This is a genomic window from Humidesulfovibrio idahonensis (assembly GCF_054657715.1).
This window is the reverse complement of the sequence record NZ_BAAHYE010000003.1, coordinates 1,253,783-1,271,760: the sequence shown is the minus strand read 5'-3', so window position 1 is coordinate 1,271,760 and position 17,978 is coordinate 1,253,783. Positions and strand designations below refer to the sequence as shown.

Here is a 17,978-nt window from a genome sequence, read left to right as displayed (position 1 = left end):
TATCGTCCGGGCGATAGAACGCGCCGGGCATCTGCTTCATAGCAAGGCCACAAAAGACGCGATCCCGCAGCTGGCGGAAAGGAAGTGCGATGGAGACAACCCAAGCAAAAACGGCGGCGCCCCGGGCGTACGCAAACGGAGAGGAGCAAACCTGTTCCGGCATCCTCGGCTATGTGAGCGAAAATTTGACCATGTGCGGCAAGAGCCCCCGCACGGTCTGGACCGGGTTCATCGCGGCCTGGGTGTTGTTCGTGCTCATCTACGCCGTGCTGCCCTGCCCGCAGGGGCTGAGCCGGGAGGGCATGTCCGTGCTGGCCGTGGTGGTCTGGGCCAGCGTCATGTGGGTGGCGGAGGCCATGCCCGTGGGCATCACCGGGCTTTCCGTGCCGACCCTGCTGATATTGACCCACGGCCTGCCCTGGAAGGAGGGCAAGCCGCCCATGGGCCAGGCCTTCAACGGCTTCACCACCCATGAGGTGTGGCTGTGCCTGTTCGCCTTCTTTCTGGGGGCCATGCTGCAGATCCTCAAGATGGACAAGCGCATCGCCCTGTCCATTCTGGACCGGCTCAAGGCCACCAACGTGGGCCGGATCATCTGGGGCATGTTCTTCGTCAACATCGTGCTGGCGTTCTTGATTCCCGCGGCCAACGCGCGCGCCGCCACGCTCATGCCCGTCATCCAGGGCATCACCAAGCTCCTGGGCGAGACCGAGCGCGAGCGCGAGGCCAAGAAGGCCATCGTCATCCAGTCCATGGTCTACGGCTGCATGATCTGCGGCGTGTTCATCCTCACCGCGCACATGCCGAACCTCATCATGACCGGCATCTTCGACAAGAACGGCTTCAAGAACATCGGCTACTTCCAGTGGGCGCTGCTCCAGTTTCCGTATCTCGGCATGTTCGTGCTCACCCAGTGGTGGGTGCGCTACCACTTCAAGACCAAGGGCGTCACCATCGGCGGCGGGCACGAGGAGATCAAGCGCCAGCACCAGGCCCTGGGGCCCATGACCCGGCCGGAATGGACGCTCTTGGGCATTTTCGGGCTCATCACCGTGCTGTTCATGACCGGCAAGGGCAGCCCGCTTGAGCTGCATTCCTTCCAGCTCGGCATCGTGGGCCTCATCGGCATGATGATCCTGTTCATTCCCGGCCTGTTCCCCTTCAAGTGGAAGGCCGTGCAGGAGCGCACCATCTGGGGCACCTTCCTGCTTTTGGGCGGCGCGCTGACCATGACCAGCGCCATGACCTCCTCCGGCCTGGCCGGCTGGCTGGCGGACAACATCCACGGCTTCGTCACCGGCATGGTCTGGTGGCAGGTGCTGCTCTCTCTCATGGTGGGCACGCACATCATCCGCATCGGCATGCTCTCCAACGTGGCGGCGGTGGCCATGCTCGCGCCGGTCATCTTCGCCATGGCCCCCCGGCTGGGGCTGCATCCCGTGTCCTTCACGCTGCTCGTGTGCGACACGGACACCTACGCCTACCTGCTGCCCACCCAGATCACGGCGGCGGTCATCGCCTACGGCACGGACACCTTCTCCACTGCGGACTACGCCAAGGTGGGCTGGATGTGCATCCTCATCGCCATCGCCTACGGCATTCTCATCATGGCCCCGTGGTACGCGCTGCTGGGCCTGCCGGTGTGGGACCCCACCGCGCCCTGGCCGTTCTGATGCGGCCGCGGCGACAACCAACAACAGCAAGCATGACTCAAGGAGGACACCATGGCGAATAGACCGGGCGGAAGCCGCGCGCAGACCATGCCGAAGACCCTGGCCGAGGTGCAGGTGGAGGTTGTGGACTGCGATATTCTGATCATCGGCGGCGGCAACGCGGGCTGCTTCGTGGCCACGGAGGCCGCGCTGAAGGATCCGAGCCTCAAGATCGTCATCATGGAAAAGGCCGAGATCATGCGCTCCGGCGCGTGCTCTGCTGGCATGGACGCCCTGAACACCTACATCCCCGAGGGCAAGACCCCGGAGGATCTGGTGCGCTGGAGCCGCGCCCAGGTGGGCGGCGGGCCGCTACGCGAGGACCTGGCCCTCTCCAACGCCCGTGAGCTCAACGAGTCCATCGACGACCTGGAGCGCTGGGGCCTGCCCATTTTGCGCGACGAGGACGGCAAGATCCACTACCGGGGCAAGTGGGACATCTCCATCCACGGCGAGCAGCTCAAGCCCATCATGGCCGAAAAAGCCATCGAGGCCGGAGCCGAGGTGTACAACCGCGTGGCCGGCACCGGGCTCTTGATGGACAAGGGCCGCTGCGTGGGCGCCACCGGCCTGAACGTGCGCACCGGCGTGTTCCACGTCTTCCGCGCCAAGTCGACCATCGTCTCCACCGGCGGCGCGGGCACGCTGTACAAGTCCTACACGGCCGACTCCACCGACTCCGGCGCGCAGATCTGGATGTGCCCCTATTGCGTGGGCTCCGGCTACGCCATGGGCTTCCGCCAGGGCGCGGAGCTCTCGAGCCTGGAGCAGCGCTGGGTGGCCACGCGCACCAAGGACTTCTGCGGCCCGGTGGACACCATCTCCGTGGGCTACAAGGCGCCCATCATCAACTGCAAGGACGAGAAGGTCATGAGCCGCTACGCCCACCTTGGCGGCGACGCGGCCCCCCGGTACATCCGCGCCAACGCGCCCATGGAGGAGTGGCTGGCCGGACGCGGGCCCTGCTACTGCGACACGCGGGGCATGGCCCCGGACACGGTGCAGGCCATGATGACCGACTACCTGAACGAGCGGCCGAGCTTCGTGCTCTTTTTGGCCAGCAGGGGCCAGGACGTGACCAAGGAGCCCATCGAGATCTACGGCTCCGACCCGTACATCATGGGCGGCCACACCATGGGCGGCTTCTGGGTCGAAATGGACCGCATGACCACGGTGCCGGGGCTTTTCGCCGCGGGCGAGACCGCCGGCGGCAACCCCAACAAGTTCGTGGGCGGCTGCGCGGCCGAGGGCAAGCTGGCCGCGCGCGGGGCCATAGCCTACATGAAGCAGGCCGAAGCCCTGCCCCCCCAGAACTCCCGCGAGCTGGCCGAGCAGATCGAGGCGGAGAAGGCCCGCGTGTTCGCTCCGCTGCTGCGCGGCGCGGACTATGACGGCGTTTCCCCGCGCGAGATGAAGGACCGCCTGCAGCGGCTCATGGACGAGTACGCGGGCGGCACCAGCCAGTTCTACCGCACCAACGAGGAGCGCCTGGACTACGCGCTCAAGCACATCGCCATGCTGCAGAGCCAGTTCCGGCACCTCAAGGCCGCGGACCTGCACGAGCTGATGGAGGCCAACGAGACCATGGACCGCGTGGACGTCTCCGAGGCCGTGGTGCACCACCTGAAGGCCCGCAAGGAGACCCGCTGGGCCGGCTGGCAGACCAGAAGCGACTACCCGGAGCGCGACGACGTGAACTTCGACTGCTTCGTGGAGACCCGCCGCGACCCGGAGACAGGCGTGGTGACGGCCTTCACCCGCCCCTACGAGCAGCTCGTGCCCGGTGACCGTCAGAAGGCCTAGCCCCAACATCCAAGGAGGAACACCATGCCACCAAGAGTGCTGCCCAATAAATGCAACGGCTGCCCGGACCGGGCCGAGACGCGCTGCGAGGAGGCCTGCCCCGGCGACCTCATGGCCCTGGACCCCGCCACGGGCAAGGCCTTTTGCCGGGCCACCCGCGACTGCTGGGACTGCATGTCCTGCACCAAGGTCTGCCCCTGCGGCGCCATCGAAACGCGCATGCCCTACCAGCTGGGCTACCACAAGGCCTCGCTCCGGCCCATTATGGCCAAGAACCGCATCATCTGGAAATGCGTGGACATCAACGGCCAGGAAACGACCTATGAATACGCAAACCGGCTTGCGCCCAGGACCGACTTGCCCTGATCGACCTGCGCGGACTATAGAACCCTTGGACCAGAGCCTGGCGACGTGCGAGCGTTGCCGGGCTCCGGCCATTGGGGGGCGCATGGATCATTTCTGGCACCTTGGGGCCGAGGATTTCTTCACCGGGCTCGAGGACGAGCGCACGGCCTTTCTGGCCCTGGCCCGGCGGCGCGAGCTGCGCAAGGACGACCCGGTTTTTGCCGAGGGCGAGCCCGGCCGCTCGTGTTTTTATCTGGAGCGCGGCCTGGTGCGCATCTTCAGCCAGTCGCGCCGGGGGCGCGAGCCCATCTTCTTTCTGCGCCGCTCCGGCGAGATCTTCGGCCTGGCCGAGGTGCTTGATTGCCAGCCGCGCCGCGCCGCCGCCCAGGCCCTGCTGCCGGGCGTGCTCCACGAGGTGGGCAAGGAGGCCTTTGAAAGTTTTCTGGCCAGCCACCCGCGCGCGTCGCAAAAAATCATCCGCATTCTGGGCCGCAGGCTCAGGCACTTGAGCGAACAGGTGGAGGGCCTGGCCTCCTGCGACGTGGACACGCGCATGGCCCGGCTGCTGCTCACCCTGAGCGCGGACGCCCTGGCCGCCAGCGCAAGGCGCACCGGCCCCGGCGGCGCCACCGGCCCCGCGGAACCCGTGGAGGTGCCCCTGCGTCTGACCCAGGAGCAAATGGCCGCCATGACCGGCTCCTGCCAGCAGACCGTCTGCCAGTTCCTCAAGAAGTTCCAGGAAGAAGGCCTCATCGGCATGCGCGGCCGGGCCATCATCCTGCTCGACACCGCGGCCCTGGTGCAGCGGGCGGGCGGCTAGACCGGGCTAACGCGCGTCCAGCCGGGCGGGCGGCCGCAAGGGGCGGGCCGCGCGCTGCGCCCGGGGCTTGCGCAAATTCCCGCAGGCGTTGACTTCCCCAGGCCAGTGGCTACTTCTACGGGATACCCCGGGAGGGCTCCATGAACCTTGACTCGTTTCCCGCCGCCACCTTTGCCGGTGGGTGCTTTTGGTGCCTCGAGGCAGATTTTCTGCACCTGCCGGGCATTTTGTCCGTCACCTCCGGCTACACCGGCGGCGATGAGCCCAACCCGACCTACGATGACGTCTGCACGGGCGATACCGGCCACTACGAGGCCGTGCAGGCGCGCTTCGACCCGGATCTTGTGAGCTACCGCGCCCTGGCGGACTGGTTTTTGCGGCGCATAGACCCCACCAACGACGGCGGCCAGTTCTGCGACCACGGCGCGCAATACCGCACGGCCATGTTCTTCCACGATGAAGACCAGGAGCGCGAGGCCGCCGCGGCCATTGCGGAGCTGGAGGACCTGCGGCTCTTGCCCCGGCCCGTGGCGACGGAAGTCTTGCCCGCCGGGCCGTTCTACAAGGCCGAGGCCCACCACCAGGGCTACAGCAGGACCAACGCCCGGCGCTACCAGCTCTACCGCATGGGCTGCGGCCGCGATGCCACCCTGGCGCGGCTGTGGGGCAAGGAGTCGGCGGATCCGCTCTTCGGCTATGCGCCGCGTCTGGCCAAGGCCACCCCGCCAGAGGCCGAGCTTCGTCGGCTGCTCTCGCCGGAGGCCTATCACATCCTGCGCGAGGACGGCACCGAGCCGCCTTTCAAGAACGCCTATTTCGACGAGCACCGCCCCGGCATCTATGTGGACGCGGTGAACGGCGCGCCGCTCTTCTCCTCGCTGGACAAGTACGATTCCGGCACGGGCTGGCCGAGCTTCACCCGCCCGCTCATGCCCGGCAACATCGTCACCCGCACGGACAGAAAGCTGCTCATGCCCCGCACCGAGGCCCGCGCCTGGCATTCCGGCAGCCACCTGGGCCATGTGTTCGACGACGGCCCCCGCGAGCGCGGCGGCCAGCGCTGGTGCCTCAATTCCGCGGCCCTGCGCTTCATCCCCCTGGGGGAACTGGCCGAGGCGGGGTACGGCCGCTACGCCGGGTTGTTCACCCCCCGGTAAAACACCCGCAGGACCAGAACCGCCGCTCACCGCGCGCGTGCGGCCATTCCCCGGATTTGCGTTGCGCCTTGACCGGGCGGGGCGCATGCCGGTGTCATGGACAGCCACGCCGACACCCTCGCCGCCACAACGCCCGGCCCGCAGAATCCTGCTCCGGGCGCCGCCTCCGTGCTGCTGTCCACGGGCTCGCTGTTCCATCTGCCCCTGCCCGCCATAGCGCGCATCGCCGCCGGCGCGGGCTTTGCCGGGCTCGACCTGGTCATGGGCTCGGCCAAGATCGCGCCGGGCCAGGCCGTGGACCAGGCCCACGCCCTGTGCCCGGTGCGCGTGGTGCATGCGCCCTTCCGCAACTGGAGCGCCTGGGGCGGGCACATGAACGCCTGGCGCGCCGCAGTGGCCCTTGCCGCCAGCCTTGCCGCCAGCCGGGGCCGCGACCAATGCGGCGACCAACGCGGCGGGCACAGCGACGGCCAAGGCGAAGGGCGCAGCGACGGGCAAGGCGGCCCTTGGCCGCACATCACCCTGCACCCGCCCGCGGGCACCCTGCAGGACGCCATCCAGACCCGCTGGTTCGCCCGCGCCGTGGACCTGCCCCGGCTTCTGGACGCCCCGCCGGGCCTTGGCCTCTCCCTGGAAAATCTGCCCTGGGCGCACGGCGCCGGGGGCCTGTTCGGGCGCGATCCCCTGGCCCAGCTGCTGGCGGAATGCCAGGGCAAAAACCTGGGCCTGACCCTGGACGTCTGCCATCTGGGCGTCTCCGGCCGGGACGTGCTGGCCGATTTGGCGCGGGTGCCCGCCGGGCTCATCCGGCACGTGCATTTTTCCGATGCCGCCGGGTTTGCCGAACACCTGCCGCCGGGCGCGGGCGAACTGCCCCTGGGACCGTTTTTGGCGCGCCTGGGCGCGGGCGGCTATGCGGGCACAGTGAGCCTGGAGCTGGACCCGGCGCATCTGCCGGAGGACGAGGCCGGACAGGTGCGGGAGCTGGCGCGTCTGCGCGGCGGCATGGAGCGCGCCCTTGCCGGAGACGCGCCGCCCGAGTGGTCCGGCCGGGAGCGGAGCGGCCGCGCCCAGGGCATGGCCGCCCTGGGCTGACCCCGCCTCATCCGCGCCACGGGCCCGCCCCACGCGAAACGCGTCTTGCCCACAGGGCGCATCCGGGCTACAGCAAGCGGGACGCGATCCATCCCTTCACCCCACGCCAAGGAGCGCCCCATGCGCCAGAATCTGCTGGGCGGCCCGGCCCAATTCCCCGGCTCCTCCGCCAACGCCACAGGCTCCACCATCGCCGGGCGCCTGCCCGAGGCCGACCGCTACGCCCACGGCGGCAACATCTGGAAAATGGCGGAGCGCGCGGGCGTGCGGCCCGAGGACCTCGTGGACTTTTCGGCGAACATCAATCCCCTCGGCCCGCCCCCCTGGCTGGCGGAGACCGTGGCCGACGCCCTTGCGCAGGTGGCGCACTACCCGGACCCGGAGGCCGGCGATCTGACCCTGGCCGCCTGCGAACTCTACAAGGTGTGGCCCACCCAGGCCCTGGCCGGGAACGGCGCTTCCGAGCTTTTGCCCGCCATCTGCCGGCTGGCCGCGCGGCAGGGGCTCACCCGCGCCATCATCCCCGTGCCCGCCTATGTGGACATCGACCGCTGCTGCCGCATGGCCGGGCTCGCGGTGGAGACGCTCACCTGCACCGCGCAAAGGGGCTTCGCTCCCGACCTGGAAGCCCTGGCCGGGCTGCTGGCCGCTCCGGCCCTGGTGCTCTTGACCAGCCCGAACAACCCCACGGGCGTGTGCGTTCCGGCCCGGCACGTGCGCGACCTGGCCCGCGCCTTCCCGCAGAGCCTGTTCGTGGTGGACGAGAGCTTCGCGGACTTCGTGCCCGGCATCGACAACGAAAGCGGCGAGGCGGGCGGCAACGGCCGCTTGGTGCGCCAGCGGCCGGACAATGTCATCGTGCTGGTCTCGCTGACGAAATTTTACGCCGTGCCCGGTCTGCGCCTGGGGTTGTGCTTCGCCGCGCCGGAGAACGCCCAGCGCCTCAAACGCAGCCTGCCCTCGTGGAACGTGGGCACCCTGGCCCAAAAGGTCGGGGCGCGCTGCCTGCGCGATCTGGACTACCGTGACCGCACCATCCGCGAGGTGGCGAGCCTGCGCGAGGCCCTGGTCAAAGACCTGCGCGAGATTCCCGGCCTGCGCGTGTTTCCGGGCCAAGCCAATTTTCTGCTGTGCCGGCTGGACCGCGTGGGCATGAGCGCCCAGCCGCTCTTCGAGCGCCTGCTCGCCGAAGGGCTGGCCATCCGCCTGTGCAGGAACTTCGAAGGCCTGGACGACAGCTACTTCCGCATCGCCGTGCGCACGCGTGAGGAAAACGCCCGGCTGGTGGACGCCCTGGCCCGCTTCTCCGGCATCGTCAAGGCTCCGGCCGCGATCATAAAGCACAAGGTCCCGGCCCTCATGGTCCAGGGCACCTGCTCCAGCGCGGGCAAAAGCGTGCTGGCCGCAGGGCTTTGCCGCATCCTGCTGGAGGACGGCTTCGATGTGGCGCCCTTCAAGGCGCAGAACATGTCCAACAACTCCGCCGTTACGCCCGACAACCGCGAGATCGGCCGCGCCCAGGCCACCCAGGCCCAGGCCTGCCGCCTGACGCCCGACGCGCGCATGAACCCGGTGCTGCTCAAGCCCACGGGCGACACCGGCTCGCAGGTGCTGGTGCTGGGCCGCCCGGTGGGCAACATGAACGTGCAGGAGTACCACGCCTACAAGCCGGAAGCCTGGCGCGCCGTGACCCAGGCCTACGACTCCCTGGCCGCCGGACATCAGGTCATGGTGCTGGAGGGCGCGGGCTCGCCCGCCGAGGTGAACCTGAAGGACCACGACATCGTGAACATGAAGATGGCGCGGCACGCCGGGGCCAAGGTGCTGCTGGTGGGCGACATCGACCGGGGCGGGGTGTTCGCCGCGCTCTCCGGCACCTTCGACATCCTGGACGAGGCCGAGCGGGCGCTGGTCATAGGCCATGTGCTGAACAAGTTCCGGGGCGACGCCAGCATCCTCGGCCCCGCGCTCGATTTTCTGTACCGCCGCACCGGCCGCCCGGTGCTGGGCGTGGTGCCCTGGCTGCCCGCCCTCGCCCTGCCCGAGGAAGACTCCGTGGGCCTGGGCAACACCGCCACCGGCCAGCAGCCCAAGCGGGATGACGCCCTGGACATCGCCGTCATCGTGCCGCAGCGCATCGCCAACTTCAACGACCTGGACCCGCTGGCCGCGGAGCCCGATGTGCGCCTGCGCCTGGTGACGACCGCCCTGGAGCTGGGCGCGCCCGACGCCGTCATTCTGCCCGGCAGCAAGAACACCATTGAGGACATGCGCTTTCTGCGCGGGGCAGGCTTTGCCGCGGCTTTGCGCGCCCTGCCCGCGTCCACGCGCGTCGTGGGCATCTGCGCCGGGCTGCAGATGCTGGGCGCCCGCGTGGACGATCCCCTGAGCATGGAGTCCACGCAGAAGTCCGGGGAGGGCTTCGGCCTTTTGCCGCTGGCGACCGAGCTGAAGCGCGAAAAGACCCTCACCCGCGTCACCGTGCGCGACCCGCGCACCGGGCACGACGTTTCCGGCTACGAGATCCACCACGGCGAAACCCTGCTGGACGCCGCGTCCGCCGAGGCCGCCATCCCTCTGCTCGTCGATGCCTCGGGCCGGGCGCTGGCCTTTGGCCTGGACGACGCCGCACTCGCCGGCGGCGGCTTTCCGCGCGTGTGGGGCACGTATCTGCACGGCGTGTTCGACGAGGACGGCTTCCGCCGCGCGTTCCTCGACAGCCTGCGCACGGCCAAGGGGCTTGCCTCGCTCGGCGCGCCGCAGACCCGCTTCGGCCTGGAGCCCGCCCTGGAACGCCTGGCCGCGAGCCTGCGCAAGCATTTGGACATGGGCCGCGTGTACCAGGCCCTGGGCCTGCAAAAGCCCGGCGGCCTGCTGACGTAGCGGGCGGTGTGGAGGGATCCGCAGTTTTCCCTCGCCCTCACCCTCGCCTTGCCATCGACGCTGGCCGCTCGTGGAGGATCCGCCTCGAGGTTTTGCCTCTCCCGCGCGCACTTCTTGCCATCTCAAACGAAAAGGCTCTTCCAGCGGCTTTGCGCGGAAGAGCCTTTTCGTTTGTCCGGGGAGTCCAGAGGGCCCCGTGCCCTCTGGCGGGGTTCCAGGGGCGGCGCCCCTGGGCTCTCGGCGGCGCCTCTGGGCTCGCCATGCGGCGCCCCTGGGCTCGCCATGCGGTGCCGCTGGATTCTCCAGGCGACGCCGACGGGCAGCAAGGAGATGCCTCCGGCGGCCGGGGGCTGGCCGCCCCCGGACCCGGCGAAATGGGGAGCCGGGTTGCGCTCTTGGCCGTGGTGCAGGGCGGCGGCCCCGTCTCTTGCGTTATTTCTCCAGCAGCACAGTCTCCAGCACGTCATGGTGCAGCACGTGCGTGTCCGGCACGATGCGGTAGCGCTCGTCGCCGGGGTAGAGCACGGCCTTGCCGGCCTGCTCGTCGGTTTCCGCCCCGGCGAAGACGCGGGCGTGGGCCATGGACCGCCACCAGGTGAGCAGCGTGAACTCCACGGTCTGCGCGTCCGTCCTTCTGGTCATTATCTGGTGGCCGAGGTAGCCGGGCAGCACCTTGGCCTCATCCACGCCAGTGGCCCGCAGGTGGACGAGGAAGCCCTCGGCCGTGTCCTGCGGGCACAGACATTTCCATTCGCGTGCGATCATTGCTTTCTGCCCTCTGGTCCTACTTCTTGATGGTGTTGGGGTGATGGGCGTCGGTGTCCATGCGCACCTTGTGGCACATGGAGCAGTTGCCTTGTGCGCCCAGGGGCCGCGCCAGCTTTTGGTACTGCAGGGGCTGGATGGCGTCGCGGTTCTTGCCGTAGGGGTTGACGGACGGATAGAGCGCGTGCTGCGGGCCGTGGCAGGCCGGGCAGGAGAGCGCGCCCATCTCGTCCAGGCGGGTGCGGAAGCGCTGTGTCGCGTCCTTGGTCCAGTGGCCGAAGGCCTGGCTGGGGTCGGGCGAGCCGAAGTCCTTGTGGCAGGCCAGGCAGTCCGGGGTCTGCACCCAGGCCGTGCGCGGCGGAATGGACGCCTTGTCCATGATCTGCGGGGTGATCTGGCTGATGAGCCGCTTGGCCCCGCGCTTGTTGGTCTCGGCCTCGCGCTTGAGCAGGCCCAGGGCGTGGTCTTCCAGGGGGCCGTGGCAGTTGGTGCAGTCCAGACCCATCTGCGCATGCAGACCGCGCTGGAAGCGCGTGCCGCCATCGGCGCGGCTGGGGTGGCAGCGGGCGCAGGCTTCGGCGCCCTGGCCCTTCAAGGTGTTGGCGTGGAAGCCGTGCAGCGCGGCGGAGACCGAGAGCAGGTCGCTTTTGCCGTCCTTGCCGGTGAGCGGGTCGCCATGGCAGCTGGTGCACTGCACGGTCTTGCCGCCGCGGGCCTGGCTGGCCAGGGCGGTGCGGTTCAGGCGGTCGTGGATGCGCAGGATGTTCATGCCGGTTTCGCCGCTGATGTTGCCCTTGCCGTCGCCGCCGCCATGGCAGTTGGCGCAGGCCACTTCGTCGGACACGGGCAGGGCCACGCGCGTGGTGCCGAGCAGGGCCTTGGTGGCGCTGTCCACGGCGGTTATGGTCGCCAGCGGGTAGGGGTTCAGCGCGCCGCCGGGCTTGCGGGGAGCGACGGTGATGGTGCTGCGGAACCAGTCGGCCCCTTCCAGGGGCTTCATGGCCCCGGCGCCGGCGTTGTCCTCAATGCTGTAGGAGAGCTCCACGCCGTCGGTGGTCTTGCCGGGGCTTTCGCCGCGCTTGATGAGCTGGGCGTTGAGCTCCAGGCTGGGCGGCCGCAGGCTGAAGGCCCCCTGGGACTCCACCACCATGTGCATGCCGAGGTCCGGCCAGGCCAGCAGCACATATTCCGCGGTCTTGGGATCGAAGGCCGGAATCTCCGACTCCTTTTCCGAAAGGGCGACGGAGGTCTGGGGCGCATCCTTGCGGCCGCCCAGCACCTCGGAAACATAGGCGGCCAGGGCTTCCTTCTCGGCCTGGTTGCCCACAAAGGGGGGCATGGCCGGATTGACCCGGCTGATGGCCCCGAGCAGGGCGATCATGCCGTTCTCGGTGAGGTTGGCGGCCCAGGGCTTGATGTTGTTCATGGGCCCGCCGATGGAGTGGCAGCTGGCGCACTGGTGCTGATAGAGCTCCGCCCCGGCCTGAAGCTTGTTCTCGGGCGTCACCTCGCGGATGCGCGCCCATTTGGCCGTGGCCAGGTAGCCTTGGGCGCTTGTGGCTTCCTCCGTGCCAACGCGGATGCCGTTGGAATAGGTGTGGCTGTAGATGAGGAAGGGCTTGCGCGCGGCCTCGCGGATGAATTCGAAGCTGCCGATGATGCCCCAGCCCGTGAGCAATATGGCCAGGGCCAGCGGGAAGCGGATGCGCCCGGGCATCTTGACGGCCAGAACCAGCGCGCCAAGGGCGGCCGCGCCGGCAAAGGCCTGGAAGACCTTGAGGAACCAGCTGATGCGCGCGGAGCGCAGCAGGACCATCTCCTGCTGGGCCTGGGGCAGGGCGTGGATGTACCACCAGCCCGCGGCCAGGCACACGAGCAGGGGCAGGATGGTCCAGGCCGCGGCCAGGCGCACCATGCGCTCGCGGGCGTTGGCGGTGCCGTTTTCTTCGGGGATGCGCGTGGCCGTGACAAAGCCGAAGAGCCCGGCCAGGGAAAGGGCTATGGCCGTGCGCAGCACCAGCTGCGGCCAGAAGGTCGGGTTGAAGAAGCCGTCCCAGAAGTGGCGCGTGGTGATCCATGCCCCCGGGGTGAGCATGAAGCCGATGATGCCGTTGATGGTGAACAGCGAGAGCCAGGCGAAGAGGAAGTACAGCCAGCCCAGGCGCAGGTGGTCCTTGGCCTCCATGCGGTCGAAACCGTAATAATACAGCAGCAGGGCCACTATCTCGCCCAGGAAGAAGACCCACTCGGTGGCGAAGCCGTACACGAAGACCTTGAGGAGCGTGCTGGTGGCCTGGGGCGACAAGAGTCCGATGATGAACCAGATGCCCACGCCGGTAACGCCGCCCGCAACCATGGTGATGAGCAGGAAGAAGCGCGTGTGCTTTTTGACATGGGCCAGCAGAACCGGGCTGTTCTGTTTGCGGGCGTAGAGTTCGGAGAGGACGAGATAGAGCCCGCCGCCCACGGCGAAGTGGGCCAAAAACACGTGGAAGGTGCCGATGAGCGCGATCCAGAAGCCGCCGGCCAGATTGGTGAGGTGCCAGATGGGATATTCCATGGCCTAGCCCCTCCCCGCTCGGCCCGGGGCCGATTTTGCATAAAGCTTGAGCATGTAGGCGATGGCCAGCAGGCCAAGAACAAGCGCGGCCACGAACATGACCAGGGGTGAGGTCTCGGCCGCAACGGGCAGGCTTGCGGGGGTGAAGTAGGGCGCGAGGGTGATGAGCCGCACCTGCCCGCGCGTGACGGCCATGCAGGCAATGGTCGCCAGGGCCAGCGCGATGGTCGGCGTGGGGCGCTTCTGCATGGCCGTCATGAGCGCGCCCAGCCCCAGCAGGATGCTTGCGCCCAGAAGGCCGGTGGCGAGCGGATCGCCGCCCATGAAGGCCAGCTTGACCGGCTGCGGCAGCGAGACGAACACCCAGCCGCCGACCAGAATCTGCAGCATGGTGATGCGCGAGAACCAGGCCAGCCCGTGGGCGGTCCAGTCCGGGCGGCGCTTCTTCTGTCCCAGCAGGGCGGCGTACAGCCCGGCGATGGCGGGCGCGGCCAGCATCATGTGCGCGTAGCGCGACCACATGGTGGGGTCGGCCACATTGAGCAGGCTGCCCCCGGGCGTGCCGAAGTAGGCCAGCCAGGCCGTGGGCCGCAGCATCAGGGTCATGTTGTTGGCGAGCAGAAAGCCCGTGTACAGCAGGAACAGCAGGGAAAGCCCCAGGGCCAGGCCCGCAAGGCCCGGCGAGGACTCGGATTTTCCGTCGTGCACATAGAGCGCGTAGTAGCCGAGGATGATCGCCAGGATGGCCGAGAGCCACCATCCGGCCATGAGCACGGAGCTGGTGTACAAAAACTGCCCGTACAGCACCTGCACAAAGAGCAGCGGCGCAACGCCCAGGTTCACGGTCAGGGCCAGAAAGGTCGGCGCGCGGTGGCCCAGCTCTCGGGCCAGGTCTTTGTGCCGCCCGGTGACGCGGCTGGCAAAGGCGATGACCGCCGAGCCGACGGCGAGGTTCATGAACACGATATGCGCCACAAAGGTGAGCAGAAGCAGCGCCTCGAACCAGCCCCACGGGGAGGGGATGGCCTCGGCTGCCGGAATGAGCTGGGCCGGATCCATGTGCATTCTCCTTGACGGATGTCTATGATGCGGGAATACACCGACCAGAGCGCGCGCGCAACGGAATACGCACATATGCGTGTTCTTGTTTTCATCAAAATCGTGCCGCCGCGGCCAATGCGCACCACGGGAATCGCGACCACAGGGACAACACCTTATGGATACTGTCATTTTGCTTGATGTGGGCAACACCAACGTCAAAATCGGCCTGGCGCGCCCAGGGCAGGGGCTTTTATCCACTTACGCCCTGCCCACGGGACAGGCCGGCGGGTTGGACACTCCGGACGCCTGGGGCCTCAAGCTCCTCGACATCTGCCGCGTGGAGAACATTCTGCCCGGCCAGGTGACGGACTTCGTGGCCTCCTCGGTGGTGCCGCCCATGAACCCGGTTTTGTGCCGCGCGGCCAAGCGCTTTTTCGACCGCTCGGTGCATTTTGTCCCCGGCGAAGGCCCGGGCGGCATCCCCCTGCCCATAGAGAACCGCTACGCCCGGCCCGCAGAGGTCGGCGCGGACAGGCTGGTGACGGCCTATGCCGCCCGCCAGCTCTCCGACGCCCCGGCCCTGCTCGTGGTGGACTTCGGCACCGCCACGACCTTTGACTGCGTTGCGGGCGAGGCCTACCTGGGCGGGCTCATCTGCCCCGGCGTGCTGTCCTCGGCCCGGGCGCTGGCCACGGGCACGGCCAAGCTGCCGCACATCACCCTGGAGATAGCCCCCCCGCGCGAAGACGGCGGGCTGGACATCGGGGTGAGCACCTCGCAAAGCCTCAACCTCGGCCTCATCTACGGCTTTGCCGCCATGGTGGAGGGCCTGGCCGCGCGCCTGGCCAAAACCCTGCTGCCCGGCCGCGAGGACGAGGTCCGGCTCTTCGCCACGGGCGGTTTCGCCACGCGCATAGCCGGCGTGTGCCCGGCCATCCACGAGGTGCGCGAGGACCTGCTGCTGGAGGGCCTGTGGCGCGCGCATCTGCACGCCCGCTAAGCCGCGCCGCCTGAGCTTTTGCCTGTTCCGCCCGCGAATCGTCACGGGAGAGTATTTGAACCCGTGACAAAAATGGTGTACCAAGGCACATTGGTCATTACGCCATGAACCACGGTTCGAAAAAAACCAAGGAGCACATATGAGCACCATCATCGCTGTCTGGGCCCGCGAAATTCTGGATTCCCGAGGCAATCCCACCGTCGAGGTCGAGGTCACCTACGAGTCCGGAGCTTCGGGCCGCGCCGCGGTGCCCTCCGGCGCTTCCACCGGCAGCCGCGAGGCCCTGGAGCTGCGCGACGGCGACAAGAAACGCTTCGGCGGCAAGGGCGTCACCAACGCCGTGAACAACATCCGCGAAGAAATCGCCAACGCCATCGTCGGCATGGACGGCCTGCGCCAGGTCGCCCTCGACAACTCGCTCATCGACCTGGACGGCACGGATAACAAGGGCCGCCTGGGCGCCAACGCCATCCTGGGCGTCTCCATGGCCAACGCCCGCGCTGCGGCCAACTTCCTGGGCATTCCGCTGTACCAGTACCTGGGCGGCGTCAACGCCAAGCTTTTGCCCGTGCCCATGATGAACATCATCAACGGCGGCGCGCACGCCCCGAACAACCTGGACATCCAGGAGTTCATGATCCTGCCGCTGGGCGCGGAGACCTTCGCCGACGCCCTGCGCATGGGCGCGGAGACCTTCCACCAGCTGAAGGACATTCTGGCCCAGGACGGCCACGTGACCAGCGTGGGCGACGAGGGCGGCTTCGCCCCCAACCTCAAAAGCCACGCCGAGGCCCTGGAGTACATCATCCGCGCCATCGAGGCCGCGGGCTACAACCCCGGCTACGAGATCGCGCTCGGCATGGACTGCGCCGCCAGCGAGTTCTTCGAGAACGGCAAGTACAACCTCAAGGGCGAGGGCAAGATCATGTCCGCGCCGGAGATCATCGACTACTACGCCGACCTCGTGTCGCGCTTCCCCATCGTCTCCATCGAGGACGGCATGGCCGAGGGCGACTGGGACGGCTGGATCAGCCTCTCCGACCGCATGGGCAACGACATCCAGCTGGTGGGCGACGACATCTTCGTCACCAACCCGGACATCCTGGCCGAGGGCATTGAGCGCGGCGTGGGCAACTCCATCCTCATCAAGCTGAACCAGATCGGCACCGTGACCGAGACGCTCGACACCATCGAGATGGCCAAGCAGGCCGCGTACACCACGGTTGTCTCCCACCGCAGCGGCGAGACCGAGGACGCCTTCATCTCCGATCTGGCCGTGGCCGTGAACGCCGGGCAGATCAAGACCGGCTCCCTGTGCCGCAGCGACCGGCTGGCCAAGTACAACCAGCTCCTGCGCATCGAGGAGGACCTGGAGGAAGAGGCCATCTACTACGGCCCCATCCTGGCCGAGTCCTGGTTCGCCCACGAGCACGAGGAAGAAGAATAGGCCGAACGGCCCCGAGACGTTAAGATCAGAATGCCCGCCCTTGCGAAAGTGGCGGGCATTCTTCTTCTGAAGCAAGTGGGCACCAAGGGGGCGTGATGGGGAATCCAAGTGCCTTAGATGTGGTATTAGAAGAGTACAAACGCCACACTGAAGAGATTCGAATGCATATAGGGATGCAGCATTCGATAATCAACTATTTTTTCTTTTTTTACGCCGCCGCAGCGGCTGGAGCCATCTCAATTATTTCATCAAAATACATCGAAAATGTAGTATATGTATGTGTCGCTGTCCCGATATTCGCGACTGCGCTTTCCTTGTATTATGCCCAGCAAAACATATATATAGCGAGAAACGCACGTTTCTTGTATTGTTCAATTTCTCCAAGAATTAAAAAGTTAGTGCAACATGAGTCTGGAACTGTCCAATGGGAGAATTTTCTCATAAAAGCGAGATTGTCTCGGTACTCAATTGCCTATGAAGCGCTGTATCTTGTTTTTCATGTTATTCTTATGATTGTCCCATCAGTAATTGCGACATATGTGTATTTTACTCTTACAACAACATCAAACACTGCAGCTGTTTTGCTTGGCGGAAATGCCATGTTGCTGTTGTGGAAAATATCCTTGCCGTTGCTAAGCGTGATAAATGCAATAGGGCTATTCCTTTCAATTTGTGAGTATTCAAAAGTACAGAAAAGCTTTTGAAGGAATGAGTTAGGCGCATTCTGCGGCCTGTGGCGCATGTCACTTGCCGAACCCTTGATGTCTCCTCGCCCCCCCCTCTTTACTTCCCCCGCCAATAGGCGGAATATAGCAGCATAGAGAATCCCCTCAGCCAAGACGCGGGAGGACATATGACTGCGCAATCATCCCTGACCAAGCATGAGAACGAGTTGGAGGGCGCCCTGCGCCAGCGCGTGAACCGCGCCGAGAGCATCCTCGACGTGCAGAACGCCTTTGCCGAGTTCCTGCGGCAGATGCTCAGCCGCATCACCGGCGAGGACGTGGTGCTGGACGAAGGCGACGTGCGCGTGGACCCCAAGGTTGCGGAAGGCTTCGTCCTCGGCCCGGGCATCACGCAGAACCAGAGCTACGCGGCCTTCCTCGAACACTCCGACCTGCGCGCCATATTGCGCCGCCAGGCCGAGGACCCGGTCAAGCGCATCAACCACCTGGACAGGCACACGGAGCGGGCCGAGGCCAAGATGTTCCCGCGCCCGGACCGCAAGTTCTGAGCATTCCGCGCCGGAGCGCCCCGCATGGCGCCTGCGCTGGAGGAAGACAGCGGGGAGGCCTCTGTGCGGACCACATGGCTGCGGCAAGGAAGGGCGTCCCGCGGACACCGCGCCGC

At 67.1% G+C, this 17,978-nt stretch carries 14 protein-coding genes; 11 read left to right on the top strand and 3 right to left on the bottom strand.

The features are described from left to right. Window positions 1-191: 191 nt before the first annotated feature. The 7 genes from ACYQ4W_RS12035 (at window position 192) to ACYQ4W_RS12005 (ending at window position 9,815) form a co-directional block, all read left to right on the top strand. Window positions 192-1,673 (top strand): SLC13 family permease, encoded by a 1,482-nt coding sequence (locus ACYQ4W_RS12035; RefSeq protein WP_459858545.1) that lies wholly within the window; start codon window positions 192-194, stop codon window positions 1,671-1,673. An 87-nt stretch (window positions 1,674-1,760) separates the two neighbouring features. Next, window positions 1,761-3,515, top strand: a complete 1,755-nt coding sequence (locus tag ACYQ4W_RS12030) for an FAD-binding protein (RefSeq protein ID WP_459858542.1) — start codon at window positions 1,761-1,763, stop codon at window positions 3,513-3,515. Window positions 3,516-3,539: 24 nt separating this feature from the next. After that, on the top strand, window positions 3,540-3,881 hold the full coding sequence (locus tag ACYQ4W_RS12025) for a 4Fe-4S dicluster domain-containing protein (protein WP_459856922.1): 342 nt from the start codon (window positions 3,540-3,542) through the stop codon (window positions 3,879-3,881). An 82-nt stretch (window positions 3,882-3,963) separates the two neighbouring features. After that, entirely contained in the window at window positions 3,964-4,680 is a 717-nt protein-coding gene (locus ACYQ4W_RS12020; protein WP_459856919.1) for a Crp/Fnr family transcriptional regulator, read from the top strand. A 140-nt stretch (window positions 4,681-4,820) separates the two neighbouring features. Next, window positions 4,821-5,837 (top strand): peptide-methionine (S)-S-oxide reductase MsrA, encoded by a 1,017-nt coding sequence (msrA, locus tag ACYQ4W_RS12015; RefSeq protein ID WP_459856916.1) that lies wholly within the window; start codon window positions 4,821-4,823, stop codon window positions 5,835-5,837. A 96-nt stretch (window positions 5,838-5,933) separates the two neighbouring features. Continuing rightward, complete coding sequence (locus tag ACYQ4W_RS12010; protein WP_459856914.1) at window positions 5,934-6,932, top strand: sugar phosphate isomerase/epimerase family protein; 999 nt, start codon at window positions 5,934-5,936, stop codon at window positions 6,930-6,932. A gap of 120 nt (window positions 6,933-7,052) precedes the next feature. After that, window positions 7,053-9,815 (top strand): cobyric acid synthase, encoded by a 2,763-nt coding sequence (locus ACYQ4W_RS12005; protein ID WP_459856911.1) that lies wholly within the window; start codon window positions 7,053-7,055, stop codon window positions 9,813-9,815. Between the two features lie 432 nt (window positions 9,816-10,247). Here ACYQ4W_RS12005 and ACYQ4W_RS12000 read toward each other — a convergent pair whose 3' ends face one another. The 3 genes from ACYQ4W_RS12000 to ACYQ4W_RS11990 are packed head-to-tail and all read right to left on the bottom strand — an operon-like array spanning window position 10,248 to window position 14,199. Then, window positions 10,248-10,580, bottom strand: a complete 333-nt coding sequence (locus ACYQ4W_RS12000) for an antibiotic biosynthesis monooxygenase (RefSeq protein WP_459856908.1) — start codon at window positions 10,578-10,580, stop codon at window positions 10,248-10,250. Between the two features lie 19 nt (window positions 10,581-10,599). After that, window positions 10,600-13,140, bottom strand: coding sequence for a cytochrome ubiquinol oxidase subunit I (locus tag ACYQ4W_RS11995; RefSeq protein WP_459856906.1), 2,541 nt, complete (start codon window positions 13,138-13,140; stop codon window positions 10,600-10,602). 3 nt (window positions 13,141-13,143) lie between these two features. Further along, a complete protein-coding gene (locus ACYQ4W_RS11990; protein WP_459856903.1) occupies window positions 13,144-14,199 on the bottom strand; it encodes a hypothetical protein in 1,056 nt (351 codons plus the stop codon). Between the two features lie 157 nt (window positions 14,200-14,356). On the opposite strand from ACYQ4W_RS11990, the gene ACYQ4W_RS11985 reads away from it, so the two are divergent. The 4 genes from ACYQ4W_RS11985 to ACYQ4W_RS11970 all read left to right on the top strand — a co-directional run bounded on the left by ACYQ4W_RS11985 (window position 14,357) and on the right by ACYQ4W_RS11970 (window position 17,862). After that, window positions 14,357-15,181 (top strand): type III pantothenate kinase, encoded by an 825-nt coding sequence (locus ACYQ4W_RS11985; RefSeq protein WP_459856900.1) that lies wholly within the window; start codon window positions 14,357-14,359, stop codon window positions 15,179-15,181. A gap of 139 nt (window positions 15,182-15,320) precedes the next feature. After that, window positions 15,321-16,628, top strand: coding sequence for a phosphopyruvate hydratase (gene eno, locus ACYQ4W_RS11980; protein WP_459856897.1), 1,308 nt, complete (start codon window positions 15,321-15,323; stop codon window positions 16,626-16,628). 95 nt (window positions 16,629-16,723) lie between these two features. After that, complete coding sequence (locus ACYQ4W_RS11975; RefSeq protein ID WP_459856895.1) at window positions 16,724-17,332, top strand: hypothetical protein; 609 nt, start codon at window positions 16,724-16,726, stop codon at window positions 17,330-17,332. A 149-nt stretch (window positions 17,333-17,481) separates the two neighbouring features. Further along, window positions 17,482-17,862, top strand: coding sequence for a hypothetical protein (locus tag ACYQ4W_RS11970; RefSeq protein WP_459856892.1), 381 nt, complete (start codon window positions 17,482-17,484; stop codon window positions 17,860-17,862). The last annotated feature ends 116 nt before the right edge of the window (window positions 17,863-17,978 follow it).

Coding starts and splice junctions, on each gene's coding strand:
- ACYQ4W_RS12010 (WP_459856914.1), top strand. CDS start 5,934: ATGGACAGCCACGCCGACACCCTCGCCGCCACAACGCCCGGCCCGCAG.
- ACYQ4W_RS12030 (WP_459858542.1), top strand. CDS start 1,761: ATGCCGAAGACCCTGGCCGAGGTGCAGGTGGAGGTTGTGGACTGCGAT.
- ACYQ4W_RS12025 (WP_459856922.1), top strand. CDS start 3,540: ATGCCACCAAGAGTGCTGCCCAATAAATGCAACGGCTGCCCGGACCGG.
- ACYQ4W_RS12005 (WP_459856911.1), top strand. CDS start 7,053: ATGCGCCAGAATCTGCTGGGCGGCCCGGCCCAATTCCCCGGCTCCTCC.
- ACYQ4W_RS11995 (WP_459856906.1), bottom strand. CDS start 13,140: ATGGAATATCCCATCTGGCACCTCACCAATCTGGCCGGCGGCTTCTGG.
- ACYQ4W_RS11975 (WP_459856895.1), top strand. CDS start 16,724: ATGGGGAATCCAAGTGCCTTAGATGTGGTATTAGAAGAGTACAAACGC.
- ACYQ4W_RS11990 (WP_459856903.1), bottom strand. CDS start 14,199: ATGGATCCGGCCCAGCTCATTCCGGCAGCCGAGGCCATCCCCTCCCCG.
- ACYQ4W_RS11985 (WP_459856900.1), top strand. CDS start 14,357: ATGGATACTGTCATTTTGCTTGATGTGGGCAACACCAACGTCAAAATC.
- ACYQ4W_RS12020 (WP_459856919.1), top strand. CDS start 3,964: ATGGATCATTTCTGGCACCTTGGGGCCGAGGATTTCTTCACCGGGCTC.
- ACYQ4W_RS12000 (WP_459856908.1), bottom strand. CDS start 10,580: ATGATCGCACGCGAATGGAAATGTCTGTGCCCGCAGGACACGGCCGAG.
- msrA (WP_459856916.1), top strand. CDS start 4,821: ATGAACCTTGACTCGTTTCCCGCCGCCACCTTTGCCGGTGGGTGCTTT.
- eno (WP_459856897.1), top strand. CDS start 15,321: ATGAGCACCATCATCGCTGTCTGGGCCCGCGAAATTCTGGATTCCCGA.
- ACYQ4W_RS12035 (WP_459858545.1), top strand. CDS start 192: ATGTGCGGCAAGAGCCCCCGCACGGTCTGGACCGGGTTCATCGCGGCC.
- ACYQ4W_RS11970 (WP_459856892.1), top strand. CDS start 17,482: ATGACTGCGCAATCATCCCTGACCAAGCATGAGAACGAGTTGGAGGGC.